17 protein-coding genes are annotated in these 18,271 nt (G+C 69.5%); 13 read left to right on the top strand and 4 right to left on the bottom strand.

Annotated elements, in window-relative coordinates:
* The first annotated feature begins 9 nt into the window (after positions 1-9).
* The 5 genes from atpA to ACWEPL_RS36715 all read left to right on the top strand — a co-directional run bounded on the left by atpA (position 10) and on the right by ACWEPL_RS36715 (position 4,920).
* Entirely contained in the window at positions 10-1,659 is a 1,650-nt protein-coding gene (gene atpA / locus ACWEPL_RS36735) for a F0F1 ATP synthase subunit alpha (protein WP_355191420.1), read from the top strand.
* Positions 1,660-1,662: 3 nt separating this feature from the next.
* Positions 1,663-2,565, top strand: coding sequence for a F0F1 ATP synthase subunit gamma (locus ACWEPL_RS36730; protein WP_350730025.1), 903 nt, complete (start codon positions 1,663-1,665; stop codon positions 2,563-2,565).
* Between the two features lies 1 nt (position 2,566).
* A complete protein-coding gene (gene atpD, locus ACWEPL_RS36725; RefSeq protein ID WP_319717043.1) occupies positions 2,567-4,015 on the top strand; it encodes a F0F1 ATP synthase subunit beta in 1,449 nt (482 codons plus the stop codon).
* A gap of 101 nt (positions 4,016-4,116) precedes the next feature.
* Positions 4,117-4,518: a F0F1 ATP synthase subunit epsilon gene (locus ACWEPL_RS36720; protein WP_350730028.1), complete on the top strand. Its 402-nt coding sequence runs from the start codon at positions 4,117-4,119 to the stop codon at positions 4,516-4,518.
* A gap of 51 nt (positions 4,519-4,569) precedes the next feature.
* Positions 4,570-4,920, top strand: a complete 351-nt coding sequence (locus tag ACWEPL_RS36715; protein WP_452438898.1) for a DUF2550 domain-containing protein — start codon at positions 4,570-4,572, stop codon at positions 4,918-4,920.
* A gap of 25 nt (positions 4,921-4,945) precedes the next feature.
* Here the strand turns inward: ACWEPL_RS36715 and ACWEPL_RS36710 are convergent, their stop codons facing one another.
* The gene (locus ACWEPL_RS36710) at positions 4,946-5,536 is read right to left on the bottom strand and encodes a cob(I)yrinic acid a,c-diamide adenosyltransferase (RefSeq protein ID WP_357727568.1); all 591 of its coding nucleotides are present in this window, start codon (positions 5,534-5,536) and stop codon (positions 4,946-4,948) included.
* Between the two features lie 127 nt (positions 5,537-5,663).
* Between ACWEPL_RS36710 and ACWEPL_RS36705 the strand changes: the two genes are divergently transcribed.
* From ACWEPL_RS36705 to ACWEPL_RS36690, 4 genes are all read left to right on the top strand, one after another.
* Complete coding sequence (locus ACWEPL_RS36705) at positions 5,664-6,560, top strand: ABC transporter ATP-binding protein (protein WP_452438897.1); 897 nt, start codon at positions 5,664-5,666, stop codon at positions 6,558-6,560.
* Positions 6,557-7,666: an ABC transporter permease gene (locus ACWEPL_RS36700; RefSeq protein WP_363962796.1), complete on the top strand. Its 1,110-nt coding sequence runs from the start codon at positions 6,557-6,559 to the stop codon at positions 7,664-7,666. Before ACWEPL_RS36705 ends, ACWEPL_RS36700 begins: the two co-directional genes overlap by 4 nt.
* Positions 7,667-8,833 (top strand): sensor histidine kinase, encoded by a 1,167-nt coding sequence (locus ACWEPL_RS36695; protein ID WP_452438896.1) that lies wholly within the window; start codon positions 7,667-7,669, stop codon positions 8,831-8,833.
* 77 nt (positions 8,834-8,910) lie between these two features.
* Positions 8,911-9,228 (top strand): STAS domain-containing protein, encoded by a 318-nt coding sequence (locus ACWEPL_RS36690; RefSeq protein WP_350730039.1) that lies wholly within the window; start codon positions 8,911-8,913, stop codon positions 9,226-9,228.
* Positions 9,229-9,332: 104 nt separating this feature from the next.
* Here the strand turns inward: ACWEPL_RS36690 and ACWEPL_RS36685 are convergent, their stop codons facing one another.
* The 3 genes from ACWEPL_RS36685 to nucS form a co-directional block, all read right to left on the bottom strand.
* Positions 9,333-9,875: a TetR/AcrR family transcriptional regulator gene (locus ACWEPL_RS36685; protein ID WP_363962798.1), complete on the bottom strand. Its 543-nt coding sequence runs from the start codon at positions 9,873-9,875 to the stop codon at positions 9,333-9,335.
* A 144-nt stretch (positions 9,876-10,019) separates the two neighbouring features.
* Positions 10,020-11,492, bottom strand: a complete 1,473-nt coding sequence (locus ACWEPL_RS36680) for an aldehyde dehydrogenase family protein (protein WP_452438895.1) — start codon at positions 11,490-11,492, stop codon at positions 10,020-10,022.
* A gap of 345 nt (positions 11,493-11,837) precedes the next feature.
* Entirely contained in the window at positions 11,838-12,500 is a 663-nt protein-coding gene (gene nucS / locus ACWEPL_RS36675) for an endonuclease NucS (RefSeq protein ID WP_350730045.1), read from the bottom strand.
* A gap of 36 nt (positions 12,501-12,536) precedes the next feature.
* Between nucS and ACWEPL_RS36670 the strand changes: the two genes are divergently transcribed.
* The 4 genes from ACWEPL_RS36670 to ACWEPL_RS36655 all read left to right on the top strand — a co-directional run.
* Positions 12,537-13,982 (top strand): 3-hydroxyacyl-CoA dehydrogenase, encoded by a 1,446-nt coding sequence (locus ACWEPL_RS36670; protein WP_363962800.1) that lies wholly within the window; start codon positions 12,537-12,539, stop codon positions 13,980-13,982.
* Entirely contained in the window at positions 13,979-14,269 is a 291-nt protein-coding gene (locus ACWEPL_RS36665; RefSeq protein ID WP_319720101.1) for an ATP/GTP-binding protein, read from the top strand. Before ACWEPL_RS36670 ends, ACWEPL_RS36665 begins: the two co-directional genes overlap by 4 nt.
* A 14-nt stretch (positions 14,270-14,283) precedes the next feature.
* On the top strand, positions 14,284-14,988 hold the full coding sequence (locus ACWEPL_RS36660; RefSeq protein WP_350730048.1) for an alpha/beta hydrolase: 705 nt from the start codon (positions 14,284-14,286) through the stop codon (positions 14,986-14,988).
* Positions 14,989-15,223: 235 nt separating this feature from the next.
* Positions 15,224-18,271, top strand: a 3,048-nt coding sequence (locus ACWEPL_RS36655; protein WP_452438894.1) for a LamG-like jellyroll fold domain-containing protein, incomplete at its 3' end; no start/stop codon positions are given.

Here is an 18,271-nt window from a genome sequence, read left to right as displayed (position 1 = left end):
AGAGTAGAGATGGCGGAGCTTACGATCCGGCCGGACGAGATCCGGGACGCGCTTGAGCGCTTCGTCCAGGCGTACGAACCGGAAGGCGCCGCGCGCGAGGAGATCGGGACCGTCGTCGACGCCGGCGACGGCATTGCCCATGTCTCCGGCCTTCCCTCGGCGATGGCGAACGAACTGCTCGAGTTCGAGGACGGCACGCGCGGCCTGGCGCTTAACCTCGACACCCGCGAGATCGGTGTCGTTATCCTGGGCGACTTCAGCAAGATCGAGGAAGGCCAGACGGTCCGCCGGACGGGCGAGGTCCTGTCCGTGCCCGTCGGCGACAACTTCCTCGGCCGCGTGGTCGACCCCCTGGGCATCCCGCTCGACGGCAAGGGCGCCATCGAGGCCGAGGCCGTTCGCGCCCTCGAGCTTCAGGCCCCCACCGTCGTCCAGCGGCAGCCCGTGAAGGAGTCGCTGGCGACCGGCATCAAGGCGATCGACGCCATGACCGCGATCGGCCGTGGTCAGCGCCAGCTGATCATCGGTGACCGTGGCACCGGCAAGACCGCGATCGCCGTCGACACCATCCTCAACCAGCGCGAAAACTGGGCCTCCGGTGACCCCACCAAGCAGGTCCGCTGCGTCTACGTCGCGGTCGGCCAGAAGGGCTCGACCATCGCGCAGGTGCGCGCTCGGCTGGAGGAGGCCGGCGCGATGGAGTACACCACCATCGTCGCCGCTCCCGCCTCCGACCCCGCTGGTTACAAGTACATCGCGCCCTACGCCGGCTCGGCGATCGGTCAGCACTGGATGTACCAGGGCAAGCACGTCCTGATCGTCTTCGACGACCTGACCAAGCAGGCGGACGCGTACCGCGCCGTCTCCCTGCTGCTGCGCCGCCCGCCGGGCCGTGAGGCATTCCCCGGCGACGTCTTCTACCTCCACTCCCGTCTGCTGGAGCGCTGCGCCAAGCTCTCCGACGACATGGGTGCCGGCTCCATGACCGGCCTGCCGGTCATCGAGACCAAGGGCAACGACGTCTCGGCGTTCATCCCGACCAACGTCATCTCCATCACCGACGGCCAGGTCTTCCTCGAGACCGACCTGTTCAACGCCGGTGTGCGGCCCGCCATCAACGTCGGCGTCTCGGTCTCCCGAGTCGGCGGCTCCGCGCAGGCCAAGGCCATGCGCAAGGTCGCGGGTACGCTGCGTCTGTCGCTGTCGCAGTACCGTGACCTGGAGGCCTTCGCGGCCTTCGCCTCCGACCTGGACGCCGCGTCCAAGGCTCAGCTGGAGCGCGGTCAGCGGCTGGTCGAGCTGCTCAAGCAGCCCCAGTACAGCCCGTTCTCGCTGGAGCGCGAGGTGGCCTCGATCTGGGCGGGCACCACGGGCGAGCTGGACGACGTGCCGATCGAGGACGTCCGTCGCTTCGAGTCGGAGTTCCTGGACTTCATCCAGGCCTCGCACAAGGGCATCTTCGACACCATCCGTGAGACCAGGGACCTGTCCGACGACACGGTGACCGCTCTGAAGGACGCTGTCACGGACTTCAAGAAGAGCTTCACCACCTCGTCGGGCGAGCTGCTGGTCAAGGACGAGCCGGTGGCGCCGCTGGGCGCCGAAGAGGTCGGCCAGGAGAAGATCAAGAAGGTCGTCCGTCCGGCGGAGAAGAAGTAGGACATGGGTGCCCAGCTAAGGCTGCTGCGGCGGCGGATCAGCTCGGTCAAGTCGACCGCGAAGATCACGCGCGCCCAGGAGCTCATCGCCTCCTCGCGGATCGTGAAGGCGCAGCTGCGGATGCAGGCGGCGCTGCCGTACGAGCGTGAGATCACTCGCGCCGTCACCGGCGTCGTCAGCAACGCGGCCAGCGTCGACCATCCGCTGACCGTGGCGAAGGAGAACCCCACCAAGGCGGGCGTCCTCATCGTCACCAGCGACAGCGGTTTCTGCGGCGGCTTCAACGCCAACGTGCTGCGCGAGGCCGAGGCCCTGCGCGGGCTGCTGGAGACCCGCGGCCTGACCGTGGTCCCGTTCGTCACCGGGCGCAAGGGTGTCACCTGGCACTCCTTCCGCGGCCGCGACATGGGCGGGCAGTGGGTCGGCTTCTCCAGGAACCCGTCCTACACCGACGCCAAGGGGATCGCGCAGACGCTGATCGACTCGTTCAAGGACGAGAACGGGATCGACGAGATCCACATCGTCTCGACCGAGTTCGTCTCGATGCTGACCCAGAATGTCGTGGTCAAGCGTGTTCTGCCGCTGGAGGTCGAGGAGACCGAGGCGACGGAGACGACCGCGATCCCGCCGTACTTCGAGTTCGAGCCGACCGCTGCCGACGTGCTGGAGTCGCTCCTGCCACGTTACGTGGAGTCGCGCATCTTCACGGCGTTGCTGCAGTCCGCGGCCTCCGAGGAGGCCGCGCGGCGGCGCGCGATGAAGTCCGCGACAGACAACGCCAACGAGCTGATGCGGGTGCTCACCCAGCAGATGAACCAGGCTCGCCAGGCCGAGATCACCCAGGAAATCAGCGAGATCGTCGGTGGCGCCAACGCGCTCGCTGACGCCGCAGCGGGGAAAGAGTGAAATGACTGCAGAGGCTGTTGAAACTGTAGAGGCCGCGGCGGCCGGCACAGGCCGCGTGGCACGTGTCACCGGCGCCGTCGTCGACGTGGAGTTCCCCGTCGAGGCGATGCCGGAGATCTATAACGCGCTCAAGGTCGAGGTGACCCTCGGCGAGGAGACCAAGACCCTGACCCTGGAGGTCGCCCAGCACCTGGGTGACAACCTGGTCCGGACCATCTCGATGCAGCCGACCGACGGCCTGGTCCGCGGCCAGGCGGTGCAGGACACCGGCGCCCCGATCTCGGTGCCGGTCGGCGACGTCGTCAAGGGCCACGTGTGGAACGCGCTGGGCGAGACGCTCGACGTGCCGACCGCGTCGCTCAAGATCGAGGAGCGGTGGGGCATCCACCGTCCGTCGCCGCCGTTCGACCAGCTCGAGTCCCGTACCGAGCTGCTCGTCACGGGCATCAAGGTCATCGACCTGCTCACCCCGTACGTGCAGGGTGGGAAGATCGGTCTGTTCGGCGGCGCCGGCGTGGGCAAGACCGTTCTGATCCAGGAGATGATCCGCCGCGTCGCCCGTAACTTCGGCGGCACCTCGTGCTTCGCCGGTGTCGGCGAGCGCACCCGTGAGGGCAACGACCTCTGGCTGGAGATGGAGGAGGCGGACGTCCTCAAGGACACCGCGCTCGTCTTCGGTCAGATGGACGAGCCGCCGGGCACCCGTCTGCGGGTCGCCCTGTCGGCGCTGACCATGGCGGAGTACTTCCGCGACGTGCAGAAGCAGGACGTGCTGCTCTTCATCGACAACATCTTCCGCTTCACGCAGGCCGGTTCCGAGGTCTCCACGCTCCTCGGCCGTATGCCGTCCGCCGTGGGTTACCAGCCCACGCTGGCCGACGAGATGGGTGTGCTCCAGGAGCGCATCACCTCGACGCGTGGTCACTCGATCACCTCCATGCAGGCGATCTACGTGCCCGCGGACGACATCACCGACCCGGCCCCGCACAACGCGTTCGCGCACCTCGACGCGCAGACCGTTCTCTCGCGGCCGATCTCGGAGAAGGGCATCTACCCCGCGGTGGACCCGCTCGACTCCACCTCCCGGATCCTCGACCCGCAGATCGTGGGCGAGGAGCACTACCGGGTGGCCCAGGAGACCAAGCGGATCCTGCAGAAGTACCGCGAGCTCCAGGACATCATCGCGATCCTCGGTATCGACGAGCTGTCCGAGGAGGACAAGGTCACCGTCCAGCGGGCCCGCCGCATCGAGCGCTTCCTGTCGCACCCGATGTACGCGGCCGAGGCCTTCACCGGCCAGCCGGGCGAGACCGTTCCGCTGGACGAGACCATCGCCTCCTTCAAGGGCCTGTGCGCGGGTGAGTACGACCACCTGCCCGAGCAGGCGTTCTTCATGGTCGGTGGCATCGAGCAGGCCGTGGCCAAGGCCAAGGAACTCGAGCGTAGTTAATCGCCCTGCAGCGGGTCGTCTTCGGCGGCCCGCTGCACCTACGGTGGTGCTTTGGGGTAGGAACGAGGCACCACCACCAGATCGGAAAGGAACCTACACAAGTGGCGAAGCTACGCGTAGGGGTTGTCTCACCCGAGCGTGAGATCTGGTCGGGCGAGGCCGACATGGTGATTGCCAAGACCGTGGACGGCGAGATCGGTATTATGCCGCAACACGCACCTGTGCTCGGCGTCCTCGTCGAGGGCGGCGTGCTTCGCGTGAAGCGGGAGGGCGAAGGCGACCTCGTGGCGGCCGTGCACGGCGGTTTCATCTCCGTGGCCGACGACGAGGTGTCGGTGCTCGCCGAGGTGGCCGAGCTCGGTTCCGAGGTCGACGTCGCGGCTGCCCGTGACGCTCTCGATCGGGCTCAGGCCTCGATCGAGGCCGACCAGGAAGACGCCGACGCGGCGATCGAGGCCAAGCGTGCCAGGGCCCGGCTCCGCGCGGCAGGCGAAGAGGTTTAACAGATCCAGGCTTGTGGGGGCGGCATGGTTACGACGGTTCTGATTCTCGTATTGTTTGCCGCCCTCATCGTCCTGCGCGGGGTCACGCTGGCCCGTTCCAGGGGAAGTGTGCCCTGTCGCCTGCGGGAGGGTGACCGGGGCTGGCAGAGCGGGGTAGCCCGCTACGCCGACGGGGAGCTCCACTGGATCCCGCTCCTGGGTGTGCGACTGAGGCCGCGCCACGCTATCGCGAGGCGCGGCCTCGTCGTTTCCGCCCGTCGCGAGATCGACGGCGGGCTTTTCGCGGTCGACTGCGGCGGCACCACCCGCGGGATCTCGCTCGCGATGAGCGCCGACGCGATGACGGGCTTCCTCGCGTGGCTGGAGTCCGCGCCGCCCAGCGCCTACCTGGACGTCGCCTAGCCCGATCGAGGGCAGGCCGCGCGTCTCAGCGGGTGCCGCCGGGCTTCCAGAGGATCTCCTCGCCCGCGTGGGCGACCCGGCAGGCGATGAAGAGCAGGTCCGACAGGCGGTTGAGGTATTTCGCGGTCAGCGCGTTCATGTCGTCGTGCGCCTGCAGGGCCGCCCACGTCGACCGCTCGGCCCTGCGGACGGTGACCCTGGCCACGTGGAGCGCGGCCGTCGCGGGGTCGCCGCCGGGCAGCACGAAGCTGCGCAGGGGCTTGAGGTCGGCGTTGAACCGGTCGCACTGCTCTTCCAACCAGTCGATGTACGACTGCTCCACCCGCAGCGGCGGGAACTCCGGATTCTCCACCACCGGCGTGGCCAGGTCCGCCCCCACGTCGAACAGCTCGTTCTGGACGCGGGCGAGCACCTCGACGAGGTCCGCGGGCAGCGTGCGGAACGAGAGCGCGAGCCCCAGGTGGGCGTTGGCCTCCTCCACGTCGGCGTAGGCGGCCAGCCGCGGATCGGTCTTGGACGCCCGGCTCATGTCGCTCAGCGAGGTGGTGCCGTCGTCGCCGGCCCGGGTGTAGATCCGGGAGAGAACGACAGGTTTGTCCTTGTCGGCGCGCGTCATGGCTTCAGATTAATGACAAATGTCATCCGGAAGGGACGCGGGATCCATGTCGGGCCGGTGATTTACACGACTAGCAGGGCGAACGCCTCCAAAGCCACGATTTACCCATGACGAAGGAGATGACCTGATGCTCGAGATCAGCGAGCTGCGCAAGCGCTTCGCGGGCGGCCCCGAGTCCCCCGGCGGGAAGGTCGCACTGGACGGCATCAGCTTCACCGTACGGCCTGGCGAGATGTTCGGCTTCGTGGGCGCGAACGGCGCCGGCAAGACGACGACCATGCGCATCGTGATGGGCGTGCTCCAGGCCGACTCGGGCTCGGTGAGCTGGCAGGGCAGGCCGCTCGGCTACGACGACCGGCGGCGCTTCGGCTACATGCCGGAGGAGCGGGGGCTGTACCAGAAGATGCGGGTCGCCGAGCAGATCGAGTATTTCGGCCGTCTGCACGGTCTGAGCGCGCCGGCCGCGAAGCAGGCCACCGACGACCTGCTGGAGCGGCTCGGGCTCACCGAGCGCAGGGGCGACGCGGTGCAGGCGCTCTCGCTGGGCAACCAGCAGCGCGTGCAGCTCGCGGTGGCGCTGGTGCACGACCCCGAGGTGCTGGTGCTGGACGAGCCGTTCTCGGGGCTGGACCCGATCGCGGTGGACGCGCTGGCCACGGCGCTGCAGGAGCGCTGCCGGGGCGGCGTGCCGGTGATCTTCTCCAGCCACCAGCTGGAGCTGGTCGAGCGGCTGTGCGACTCGGTGGGCATCGTCTCGGCCGGTCGCATGGTGGCCACCGGCACGGTGTCCGACCTGCGGGCGGCCGAGGGCGACACGCTGCGCGTGGTCGTCCGCGACCCGTCCCCCGGCTGGGCGGACGGCCTGCCGGGCACGGTCACCGTGAACGGCGACAGGCACGTCCTGCACACCACGGACGGCGACGACCAGGAGATCCTGCGCCGCGCGATGAAGGCGGGGCACGTCGAGCACTTCGGGGTCGAGCAGCCGACCCTCACCGAGATCTTCAAGGAGGCCGTGGCGTGAACGGACTGATGCTGGTCGCCCGGCGGGAGATCACCACGCAGGTGCGGACCAAGGCGTTCGCGATCGGCCTGCTCATCACGGCCGTGCTGGTGGCGGCGGTGACCTTCGCACCCAAGATCCTCGGCGGGCCGGACGAGTACACGCTCGGCACCGTCAACTCCCAGCAGCTCCCGCTGAAGGCCGCCGCGCCGGACGCGCAGGTCGAGTGGCGCAGCTTCCCCGACGAGGCCGCCGCCAAGAAGGCCGTGCTCGACGGGGACGTGGACGCGGTGCTGGTCGACGGCACCCGGGTGCTCACGGACGGCGAGATCGACAGCCAGCTCGGCGTGCTCCTGCAGAGCGTCAACCGCGAGGTGAAGCTGGGCGCCGCGGGCATGTCGATCCCGCCGCTGAAGATGGAGTCCGTCGGCGCCGACACCCGCTACGAGTCGGCCCGCGCCGGGATCGCCGTGGTTCTCGTCCTCGTGCTCTTCATGCTGCTCATGGGTCAGGTCATGATGGTGGCCATGGGCGTGGTGGAGGAGAAGGGCAGCAGGATCGTGGAGATCCTGCTCTCCACGATCCGGCCGTGGCAGCTGCTCGGCGGCAAGATCATCGGGCTGGGCGTGCTCGGCCTGATCAACCTGGTGACGATCCTGGCCGTCGGCCTGGCCGCGTCCGCGGCCTCCGGGATCGCCTCCGACTTCCCGCCCGGGCTCCCGGGGCTGGTGGTGGGCGTGCTGGTGTGGTTCGTGCTCGGGTACGCCTTCTTCGCCACGCTGGCGGCCGCCCTCGCCTCGCTGGTCTCGCGCCAGGAGGAGGTGAGCAGCGTGATGACGCCGCTGACCATGCTCATCATGGTCACGTACTTCGTGGCCTTCTACGCCACCAACGACCCGACGGGCACGCTGGCCACGGTCCTGTCGTACATACCGCCGTTCTCCGCCATGATCATGCCGGTGCGGATGGCGGCGACCGAGGTGCCGATGTGGCAGGTCGCGCTGTCGATGGGGGCCATGGCGCTGGCCGTGCTCGCGGTCCTGGGCTTCGGCGCCAAGATCTACGAGCGCGCCGTGCTCCGGACGGGGGCCCGGCTCAAGCTCGCCGACGTGCTGCGCGCGGGCTAGATGGACGCGATCAAGCGGGCGCGGCGCCTCACCTGGAAAGTGCTCCTCTCGAACTTCGTCGCGGTGTGGCTGCTGGTCATCATGGCCTCGGTGGTCGCCTTCGGGGAGGGGAGGCTCCAGTGGTGGCGGGCCGTGCCCGCTGTGATCGCCCTGATCTGTTTCACCTGGCTCTGCCCGCGCATCATCAGCGCGGCGCTGGACCGCCGTTACCCCACCCGTGAGGTGGTGCTGGCGGGGGTCTTCGCCGTGGTCGCGGCGGCGCTGGGCGGGGGCGAGCCGTTCGGCTGGGGCTTCGTGCTCGTCTGCTGGCTGGGCCTGGCCACGCTCCAGGTCCCCAGGCGCACGGTCTACCTGCTGGCCGCCGGCACGTGGGCGGCAGGCGTCGGGATCGGTGTGCCGGCCCTGGCGCTCGGGGCGGCCAGCATGGGCTCGGAGCTGAGCATCGGTCAGGCGCTGGTCATCTACATGGTCATGTACGCCATCTGGTGCGCGATCATGCCGCCGTCCAACCGGATGTGGATGTGGATCTGGTCGCTCGCCGTACAGGCTCACGAGGGCCGCGAGGCGCACACGCGGCTGGCGCTGGCCGAGGAGCGGTTGCGCTTCGCCAGGGACCTGCACGACCTGGTCGGCCACCAGCTGTCCGCCATCGCCGTCAAGACCGAGCTGGCCGTACGGCTGTCGGACGTGGACGCCGACGCGGCCAGGGCCGAGATGACCGAGGTCAACGCGCTGACCAGGAAGGCACTCAGGGAGCTGCGGCAGGCCGTGCGCGGCTACCGCGAGCTTGACCTGGCCGCCGAGCTGAACAGCGTGAAAAGCGTGCTCGAAGCGGCCGGGGTCCGCTGCGAGGTGCACCTGCCCTACCGGGAGCTGCCCGACGGAGTCGCGCCGGTGTTCGCGTACGCGGTCCGCGAGGCGGTGACCAACGTGCTCAAGCACAGCACCGCGACGTTCTGCGACATCTCGATCCGCTTCACGGCGCAGGAGGCGGAGCTGAGCGTCCGCAACGACGGGGTGCAGCGGCGGCGGGCCGCCGACCTCGGGAGCGGGCTGACGGGCATGGGGGAGCGCCTGGCCGCCGTGGGCGGGAAGCTGAGTGCCCATCCGACGGAAAGCGGAGAGTTCCTCCTGAACGCAGTCGTGTCACTTCCGCTGGGTGGGTAGGGGAGAGAACACGGGTTCACCTCTCTGAACGCTCCGCGTGCGGAGGTGACTACACCGTGTGTGATTGAGGAGGTGGCATGCGCGTCCGGGGCAATCCGAGTGCCCAGGTGGTGCGGATCGGCGCCAGACTCGACGCCGGCACGTCGGCCGGTGTGCGGGAGCGCCTGCACGAGGCTCTCGATTCCGGTGAAGGCGACCTGATCCTGGATCTCTCCCGGCTGGAGATGATCGACGCGACCGGCCTCGGAGTGCTGGTGGGCTCGCATCGGCGCGCGCTCAGCGTGCAGCGCCGCCTCGTTCTTCGGGGGGTGCCCCCGCGGATCATGCGGATACTCGCGGTGACCCGGCTGAATCGGGTGCTGCACATGGAGGTTCCCGCGGCCGCGGTGGCCTGATGTGACATATCGAGAGCGGGCAACGATCAGCCGTTGCCCGCTCTTTTATTGTGTGCCGCAAAATGGTGATTCCGGGCCGTCCATTATGAATGGCCGGCGAATGGTCACGGTGTGCCGAGGCTGCGGATGAAGATGTGCACGGCCACGTCGGCGAGTTCGTCGATCGGCGGCTGCTCGTCCGAGTGCAGCCACTCGATGAGTAACTCTTGTAGCGCTCCAATTACTCCGAGTGCCACCAGCCGCCGATTCAGCCCCGCAGCGTGGGGGAAATCGGCCGACGCCTCCTCGACCAGCCGCGCGAACGCGTCCACCGCGCGTTGACGTGACAGTGTCAGGACATCTCCTGATCGGCGAACCTCAACATGCATGATGCGGGCCCGCCGCCAGTCCGCCGTGGTGAACTCGATATAGGCGCGAATCCCCGCCTTGACTCGATCGTCAAGTGTCTTCGGCGCCTCCTGGACCGCTTTGGCCACCACGGCCAGGCTTTCTTCCACGCAGCGCTCGTGCAGCGCCTGGAGGAGTTCCTCGCGCCCACCGAAACATTCGTAGAAGGCGCGGTTGGAGATCCGCGCCTCCGAGCACAGCCTTTCGATGGTCGTCGCCGTGAACCCCGGCTTCGCGTATAGCGTGTAGGCGGCCGTCATCAGCCGCTCCCGTCTGTCTGCCAGCCTTTGCTCAGCTGACATTCCCCGGTAAGACCGGTTCACATTCCACCCGTCCAACATGATCGTGGCCCCCAGAGCACACAATTATGGACGGATGATCCGTTTTGGGAAAGGGTAAGAAGATTATCTTTTACGTCGCCCATGCAAGAAGGTCACGAGCCTGATCAGCCGCTCAAGCTCGGAGGGCCCTCGGGTGAACGAGGTCAGGTTCATCCCCGGCATCGCGAAGCGCTGGCGGGAGATCGCTTTGGGCCTGGCGAACTCGCGTAGACCGTCGGCCCCGTGGATCCGTCCGAACCCCGAGTCTCCCACTCCGCCGAAGGGCAGCGCAGGCACTCCGGCGAATGAGATGACCGAATTGATGGCGGTCATCCCGGAACGCATCCTGCGGGCGAGCTCCATCGCCCTGCGCGTGTTCCCGGAGAAGACCGTCCCGCCCAGGCCGTACGCGGAGGCGTTGGCCAGCTCCAGGGCCTCCTGGGCGTCGCGGGTGCGGCGGACGGTGATCGTCGGGCCGAACGTCTCCTCGCGCACCGCGGGGGAGTCCTCCGGCACGTCCTCGACGATCACGGGCTCCACGTAGGGGGCGCGGACGGAGTCGGAGCCACCGGTCACGATTTTTCCGGACTTGGTGGCGTCGTCGATGTGGCGCCGGATGATGTCCACCTGGCCCGGCATCGTGATCGGGCCGTAGTCCTCGCCGGCCCTCACCTTTGTCACCCGGCCGGACAGCTCGCGCATGAAACTTTCATAGACGGCGTCGACGACGTAGACGCGTTCGACGCCCACGCAGGTCTGGCCGGCGTTGGACATCGCGCCCCACAGGCAGGCGTCGGCGGCCCTGGCGAGGTCGGCGTCGGCGTCCACGATGAACGCGTCCTTGCCGCCGCACTCGGCCACGATGGGCGTCAGGTTCTCGGCGCAGGCCGCCATGACCCGCTTGGCGGTGGCGGTCGAGCCGGTGAACGCCACCTTCCCGACCCTCGGATCGGCGGCCAGCCCGGCCCCGGTCTCGCCCAGCCCGGTCACGGCCTGGAACACCGGATGCTCGGGCACCGACTCGGCGAACAGCTCGGCCAGCCGCACGCCGATGCCCGGGGTGAGCTCGCTGGGCTTGAACACCACGGCGTTGCCCGCGGCGAGGGCGTAGGCGATGGAGCCCATGGGGGTGAAGACCGGGTAGTTCCACGGGCCGATCACCCCGACCACGCCGAGAGGGAGGTATTCGAGCGTGGCGGCCAGGTTGAGGCCGATCATGCCGGTGCTCACCCGGCGGCGGCCCAACACCTTGCGGGCGTTGCGGGCGGCCCAGTCGAGGTGGGTGATCGCCAGCACGATCTCCAGCGTCGCGTCGCCCACCGGCTTGCCGGTCTCCTCGTGCACGAGCCCGCTCAGCTCTCTCAGCTGCCGGGTGAGGACGGCCTTGTAGTCGAGCAGCCGCTGCCTGCGCGCGGCGTGGCCGAGCCCGGCCCACCAGGCCGCCGCCTCGGCCGCGCGGCCCACGGCCGTGTGTACGGCGTCGGGGCCCTGCCGGGGATGGGTGCCGACGACCTCACCGGTCGCCGGGTTGAGCGAGTCGAACGTGAGCGTCGTCATGACCTCACGATAGTCGGGTAAGCCATCGCTTACTAGGGAGCTCTCCGCAGCGGTGCGATCGCGCAGAGTGCTGTCTCGCCGCGGCGGGACGTGCGCCGGGGAATTGGCGGGCCGGGCCCCATTCGTGTGAATATGTGGCGCTATTCCAAAGCCCTCTATTTCAACCGTGGGGGGCTGCGCGGGTTCTGTTCACGACCTATGAGCTCCCGCGCCCGCAGCACGGCGTTGGCGGCCGCGGGCAGGTCCGGCTCGTCCGGCCGCCACACCCGGAAGCCGCGTCGTGCGGATCGTCCTCCAGCCAGGTGTAGCCGTGCTTGCGGAAGGCGCCGGGGGATGAGTTCGGCGCTAGAACAGGGTCGGATTTTCCGGCTCGATGCCGCGCAGCCCGTCGTAGTCGAGGGTGACGCAGTCGATGCCGCGGTCGGTGGCGAGCACGCGCGCCTGCGGCTTGATCTCCTGTGCCGCGAAGACGCCGCGCACGGGCGCCAGCAGCGGGTCGCGGTTGAGCAGCTCCAGATAGCGTGTGAGCTGCTCGACGCCGTCGATCTCCCCCCGCCGCTTGATCTCCACCGCCACGGTCGCCCCCAGGGCGTCCCGGCACAGGATGTCCACCGGCCCGATCGCCGTCATGTACTCGCGCCGGATCAGCGAGTAGCCGTCCCCCAGCGTCGTGATGTGCTCGGCGAGCAGCTCCTGCAGGTGAGCCTCCACGCCGTCCTTGATCAGCCCGGGATCGACGCCCAGCTCGTGGCTGGAGTCGTGGAGGATCTCCTCCATCGTCAGGACCAGCTTCTCGCCGGTCTTGCCGTGGGTGACGGTCCAGGTGCCGTCGTCCTCCTTGAGCTTGCACGGCGGGTTCATCCAGTTGAGCGGCTTGAAGGCGCGGTCGTCGGCGTGAATGCTCACGCTCCCGTCCGCCTTGATCAACACGAGTCGGGGCGCCATGGGGAGGTGCGCCGTGAGCCGTCCGATGTAATCCACGCTGCATCGCGCGATGACCAGCCGCATGACGCCCCACCTTAGCGGCTCTGGAAAACTGGACGCATGGCGTTCGAACGGGTGGGAGTGGTCGGGCTCGGCACGATGGGAGCCGGGATCGCCGAGGTGTTCGCGCGGGCCGGCCTGCGCGTGATCGGGGTCGAGGCCGACGCCGAGGCGCTGGCCAGGGGTCGCGGGCATCTCGAGCGCTCCACCGGCAAGGCTGTCGACAAGGGAAAGCTGCCCCCCGGGCAGCGCGACGAGATCCTCGGCCGCATCACGCTGACCACCTCGCGCGAGGACCTGCGGGACGTCGATCTGGTGGTGGAGGCGATCCCCGAGATCCTCGACTACAAGATCGCGCTGTTCAAGGACCTCGACCGGATCTGCGAGCCCGGGACCGTCCTGGCCACCAACTCCTCCTCGCTGTCCGTCACCGCCATCGCCGCCGCCACCGGTCGCCCGGGGCAGGTCGTGGGGATGCACTTCTTCAACCCGGCGCCGGTGATGAAGCTGGTCGAGGTCGTGGGGACGGTGGTGACCGCGCCCGGCCTCGTGGCGGACGTCGCGGCGCTGGCGGGCAGGCTGGGCAAGACGGCCGTGCCGGTGGGCGACCGGGCCGGGTTCGTGGTCAACCGGCTGCTCCTGCCCTACCTCAACCAGGCCGCGGTGCTCATGGAGCTTGGCGTGGCCGGGCGCGACGACATCGACGCCGCGATGAAGCTGGGTGTGGGGCTGCCGATGGGGCCGTTCACGCTGCTCGACCTGATCGGCCTCGACACCGCGTACGGGGTGATGGAGGTGCTGTTCGACGAGACGCGCGACCGGCGGCACGCGCCCGCGCCGCTGCTGCGCGAGCTGGTCACGGCCGGGCTGCTGGGCCGCAAGTCGGGCCGGGGCTTCTACGGCGACTCGCCGCAGGAGGAGCCGGCGAGGTCGAGGCCGGGCACGTTCGGCGTGGCCGGGGCCGGCGGCGACGGGCTGGCGGAGCGGCTGCGGGCGGCCGGGTTCAAGGAGTCCGAGGACCCCGACGTCGTGCTGCGCCTGGCCGACCGTCCCGTGATCGAGCACGCCGTACGCCTCCCCGACCCCGCCAGGATGGTCGGCGTGCACCTCGCCGGCGACCAGGTGGCCGAGCTCGCCTCCACGGTGCTGACCTCGGAGGAGGCCGCGAGCGCCGCCAGGGACCTGGTGAAGATCGCCGGGCTGACGCCGGTGCCGTGCAAGGACCGGGCGGGGTTCGTGGTCGACGCCCTGCTGTTCCCCTACCTCAACGACGCCGTGCGGATGCACGACTCCGGGTACGCCTCGATCGACGACATCGACGCGGCCATGCGCCTGGGCTGCGGCTATCCCGCCGGGCCGTTCGAGATGCTGGAGTCGCTGGGCCTGGCGAAGGTCCGCGACGGGCTGAGAGCCCTCTACGCCGAATACCGCGAGCCCGCCTTCGCGCCCGCCCCTCTGCTCGACCAGCTCGTCACCGCCGGCGTCAGCCGATTCCCGCGTCCATGAGCCCACGCCGCGCCCGCCGCAGGGAGTCCTCCCGTCCCTTCGGCTTCCCGACCGGGCTGGACAAAGTGGAGGAATGGCCCGACGGCGAGTGGAAGGTGCGCATGCTCACCGGTGCCTCCTCGACCAAGGACTACCGATGTCCTGGCTGCGACCAGGAGATCCGCAGCGGCCAGTCGCACCTCGTCGCCTGGCCCAACTGGCCGGGAGGCGACGAGGAGCGCCGTCACTGGCACACCGCCTGCTGGCGCAAGAGACTCGACCGCGGCCCCGGCCGCACCCGTTATTGAAGGGAACCCCCGAAGTGGAGATTCGCGCGGCCACCGTGCTGCCCGCCCGGCGCGAGCCGATCGAGCTGGAGACGGGCGACGGCCTGACCCTGGTCGGCGAGCTGGCACTGCCCCTCGACCGTCCCCCCGTCGCGACGCTGGTGACGCTGCACCCGCTGCCCACCCACGGCGGGTTCATGGACAGCCACGTCTACAAGAAGGCCGCCAACCGGCTGCCCGCCCTCGCCGACCTGGCCGTGCTGCGCTTCAACACCCGGGGCACGTCCTCCGAGCGCGGCACCTCGGAGGGGACGTTCGACGGGGGAGAGGGCGAGCGGTTCGACGTGGCGGCGGCGCTGGAGTACGCCGAGTACCACGACCTGCCCCAGGTGTGGGTGGTCGGCTGGTCGTTCGGCACGGAGCTGACGCTGAAGTGGGCGCACGACCCGCTGGTGGAGGGCGCGATCCTGCTCTCGCCCCCGCTGCACCGGGCCACCGACCACGACCTGGACGCATGGGCGCGGTTCGGCCGGCCCCTGACGGTGCTGGTGCCCGAGTTCGACGACTACCTGCGGCCCGAGGAGGCCCGCGCGAGGTTCGCGAGAGTGCCGCAGGCGGAGGTCATCGGGGTGGACGGGGCCAAGCACCTGTGGGTGGGGGAGCCGTACGTCCGCATCGTGCTGAACGAGATCGTCAAGCGGGTCAACCCGGCCGCGTCGCCGCTGCCCACGGACGTCTGATGTGCCATGACGGAAATTTCCGGACAAATCAGGTTTATGAAGGAAATTTGAGCAGAATGAGCAAAACTCTAGACCTCTCGTGTTGTCAGAGTGAAAATCCGATCGTCAACCGAAGATCGTGGAGACGCCGGGCGGGTATGCCTTCTCGCGCGTAACCCCTGCTCACCATGGGTGAGGACGTATGCGGGCAGTTCGTGGGTTGGTTGCGGCGGCGTTAGCTTTCACGATCTTGGCGGTGCCTGATCCGGTGCCCGCCGTTGCGGCGAAGACAGTGGAACCACCGCAGACCGTCCAACCACCCGAGGACTCCGCGCTCACCCTCGCCCGCAGCACCGGCAAGCCCGTCGAGGTGGAAACACAGCGCAGCGAGACCCGCCAGGTCTGGGCCAAGCCCGACGGCACGTTCACCCTGGAGCAGTACGTCCGCCCGGTCCGCGTGCGCAAGGCCGACGGCTGGGTCCCGGTGGACACCACCCTCCGCCTGCGCCCGGACGGCGCGGTCGAGCCGGTCGCCGCGGCGGCCGGCCTGACGTTCTCCGGCGGCGGCACCGGCCCGCTGGCCCGCCTGGCGCGCGGCGCCAAGACCCTGGAGCTGGGCTGGCAGGGCACCCTGCCCAAGCCCACGCTGAACGGCGACACCGCCACCTACCCCGAGGTCATGCCGGGCGTGGACCTCCAGGTCACCGCGGACGTGGACGGCTTCTCCCACATCCTGGTGGTCAAGTCCCGGGCCGCTGCTGCGGGCCTGACCGAGCTCTCCTACCCCCTCTCCGTCAACGGCTTGGCGCTGAAGTCGGACAAGGCGGGCAACCTGGAGGCCGTGGACGAGGGCGGCGGCACGATCTTCATCGCGCCCACCCCGACGATGTGGGACTCCCAGGGGATCACGAGCCCGCAGGCGCTCAAGGAGGGTCGCTCCCCGGAGGCCAAGCAGGCCAAGATGGGCGTGGCGCTGTCGGGCAGGAAGCTGCTGCTCAGGCCGGACCGGAAGATGATGGAGGACCCGAAGACCGAGTTCCCCGTCTACCTGGACCCGTACTTCTCGGCCGCCCGCGGCTCGTGGACGGCGGTCTGGAGCAACTGGCCCGACTCGAACTACCTCAACTCCAGCGACGTCGCCCGCGTCGGTCACATCAGCTCCACCCAGACGAACCGCTCGTTCTTCCAGATGGCCACCGGCGCGACCATCCACGGCAAGCAGATCATCAAGGCCACGCTGCGCACGTACGAGACGTGGTCGTACTCCTGCAGCGCCCGCAAGGTGGAGGCCTGGGGGACCGGCGCGATCAGCAAGAGCACCACCTGGAAGAACCCGCCGGCGAAGACCAGGTTGCTCTCCACGGTGAACGTGGCCAAGGGCTATGGCACAGGGTCCTGCGCGCCCGGCGGTGTGGAGTTCGACGTCACGTCGTGGGCCGCCGACGCCGCCGCCAAGAAGTGGAACACCATGACCATCGGTCTCTATGCCACCAGCGAGACCGACCTGTACGCCTGGAAGAAGTTCAAGAACAACCCGGTCGCCGTCATCGAGTACAACTCGATCCCGACCGACCCGGTGGCCGCCGACGCCTGGTCGGACCCGGGCGGCCCCTGCGTCTCCGGTGACGGGCGGCCGGTCATCAGCACGGCCACGCCCAAGCTGTGGGCCAAGCTCAAGGACACCGACAACTCGGTCAAGGGCCGCTTCGAGTGGTACAACGCCGCCGGGACGAAGACCGGCGAGTACGTCACCGCGACGGGTTCGTCCGGCTCCGCCTACTACGCGACGATCCCGGTCAGCCTGTACGCGGACGGCGCGCTGATCCGCTGGCGCGTCCGGGCCGAGGACGGCAAGGCCAACAGCGCCTGGAGCCCCTGGTGCGAGGCCACCGTGGACGCCACCGCGCCCGGCAGGGAGCCGGTCGTGACCTCGCCCCAGTACGCCGAGGAAGGCTGGAACGACGGCGTCGGCCTGGCCGGCACGTTCACGTTCGATCCCAACGGCGTCACCGACGTGGCCGCCTACGTCTACGGGCTGGACACCACGCCGAAGTCCGAGGTCGCGCCCGCCGCCGACGGCACGGCCACGATCGCGCTCACCCCGCGCCACGACGGCCCCAACGTCCTGTCGGTACGCAGCAAGGACCGCGCGGGCCAGCTCGGCCCGATCCGCACCTACGTCTTCAACGTCAACTCCGGCCGCGCGCCCAGCGGCCACTGGAAACTGGACGAAGGCCAGGGCACCGTGGCCGCCGACGCCGCGAACGCCCACCCCGCGACGCTGTACGGGGCCACGTGGACGACCGGTAAGACGGGCATGGGGCTGAAGCTGGCCAACGCCTACGCCCAGACCTCCGGCCCGATCACCGACACCGGCCGCAACTTCACCGTCACCGCCTGGGCCCGCCTGACCGGCAACGCCGCGACCGCCACCGTCGTCACCCAGGAAGGCGCCAGGACCGGCGGCTTCACGCTCCAGTACTCGAAGCCCGACGACCGCTGGGCGCTGGTCCGCGCGGGCTCCGACGCCGACGGCGCCGCGACGGTCAAGGCCCTGTCGGCCGCCGCACCCAGGCTGAACGAGTGGACCCACCTGACCGGCGTCTACGACTCCGCCGCGGGCCAGATCTCGCTCTACGTCAACGGCAAGCTGGAGTCCGAGGTCGCCTTCACCCAGCCGTGGAACGCCGCCGGGCCGCTCACCATCGGCCGCGGCAAGGTCAACGGCGCCGCGGCGGAGTCCTGGCCGGGCGACGTGGACGAGGTCCGCGTCTACGGCCGGGCCATGTTCGCCGACGAGATCGCCGACCTGGTCAACAGCGCCGCCACGCTGGTCGGCCACTGGAAGCTGGACGAGGAGTCGGGCACCTCCGCCGCGGAGTCCTCCGGCCGCTCCACGGCCGCGACGCTGGCCGGGGGCGCGTCGTGGACGTCCGGCTGGCTGGACGGCGCGCTCGCGCTCGACGGAGTCAACGGCTACGCCCAGACCACCGGCCCCGCCGTCGGCACCAGGTCGAGCTTCACCGTGGCCGCCTGGGTCCAGCTCGACTACCTGCCCACCACCGACACCGCCGCCGTGGCCCAGCCGGGCAGCCGGGCGGCCGGGTTCCAGCTCGGCTTCGACAAGGAGCAGCAGCGGTGGACCCTCGGCATGAGGGCCGCCGACACCGACACCGCCGCCCTCGTACGCACCCGCTCCGATGCCATCCCCAACCCGCTGGAGTGGACGCACGTCGCCGGCGTCTACGACGCGCTGGCCGGCGAGCTGCGCATCTACATCAACGGCCAGCTCTCGACCACCACC

It is taken from the genome of Nonomuraea sp. NPDC004186 (assembly GCF_053603495.1).
This window is presented reverse-complemented; position numbering and strand designations above follow the sequence as displayed.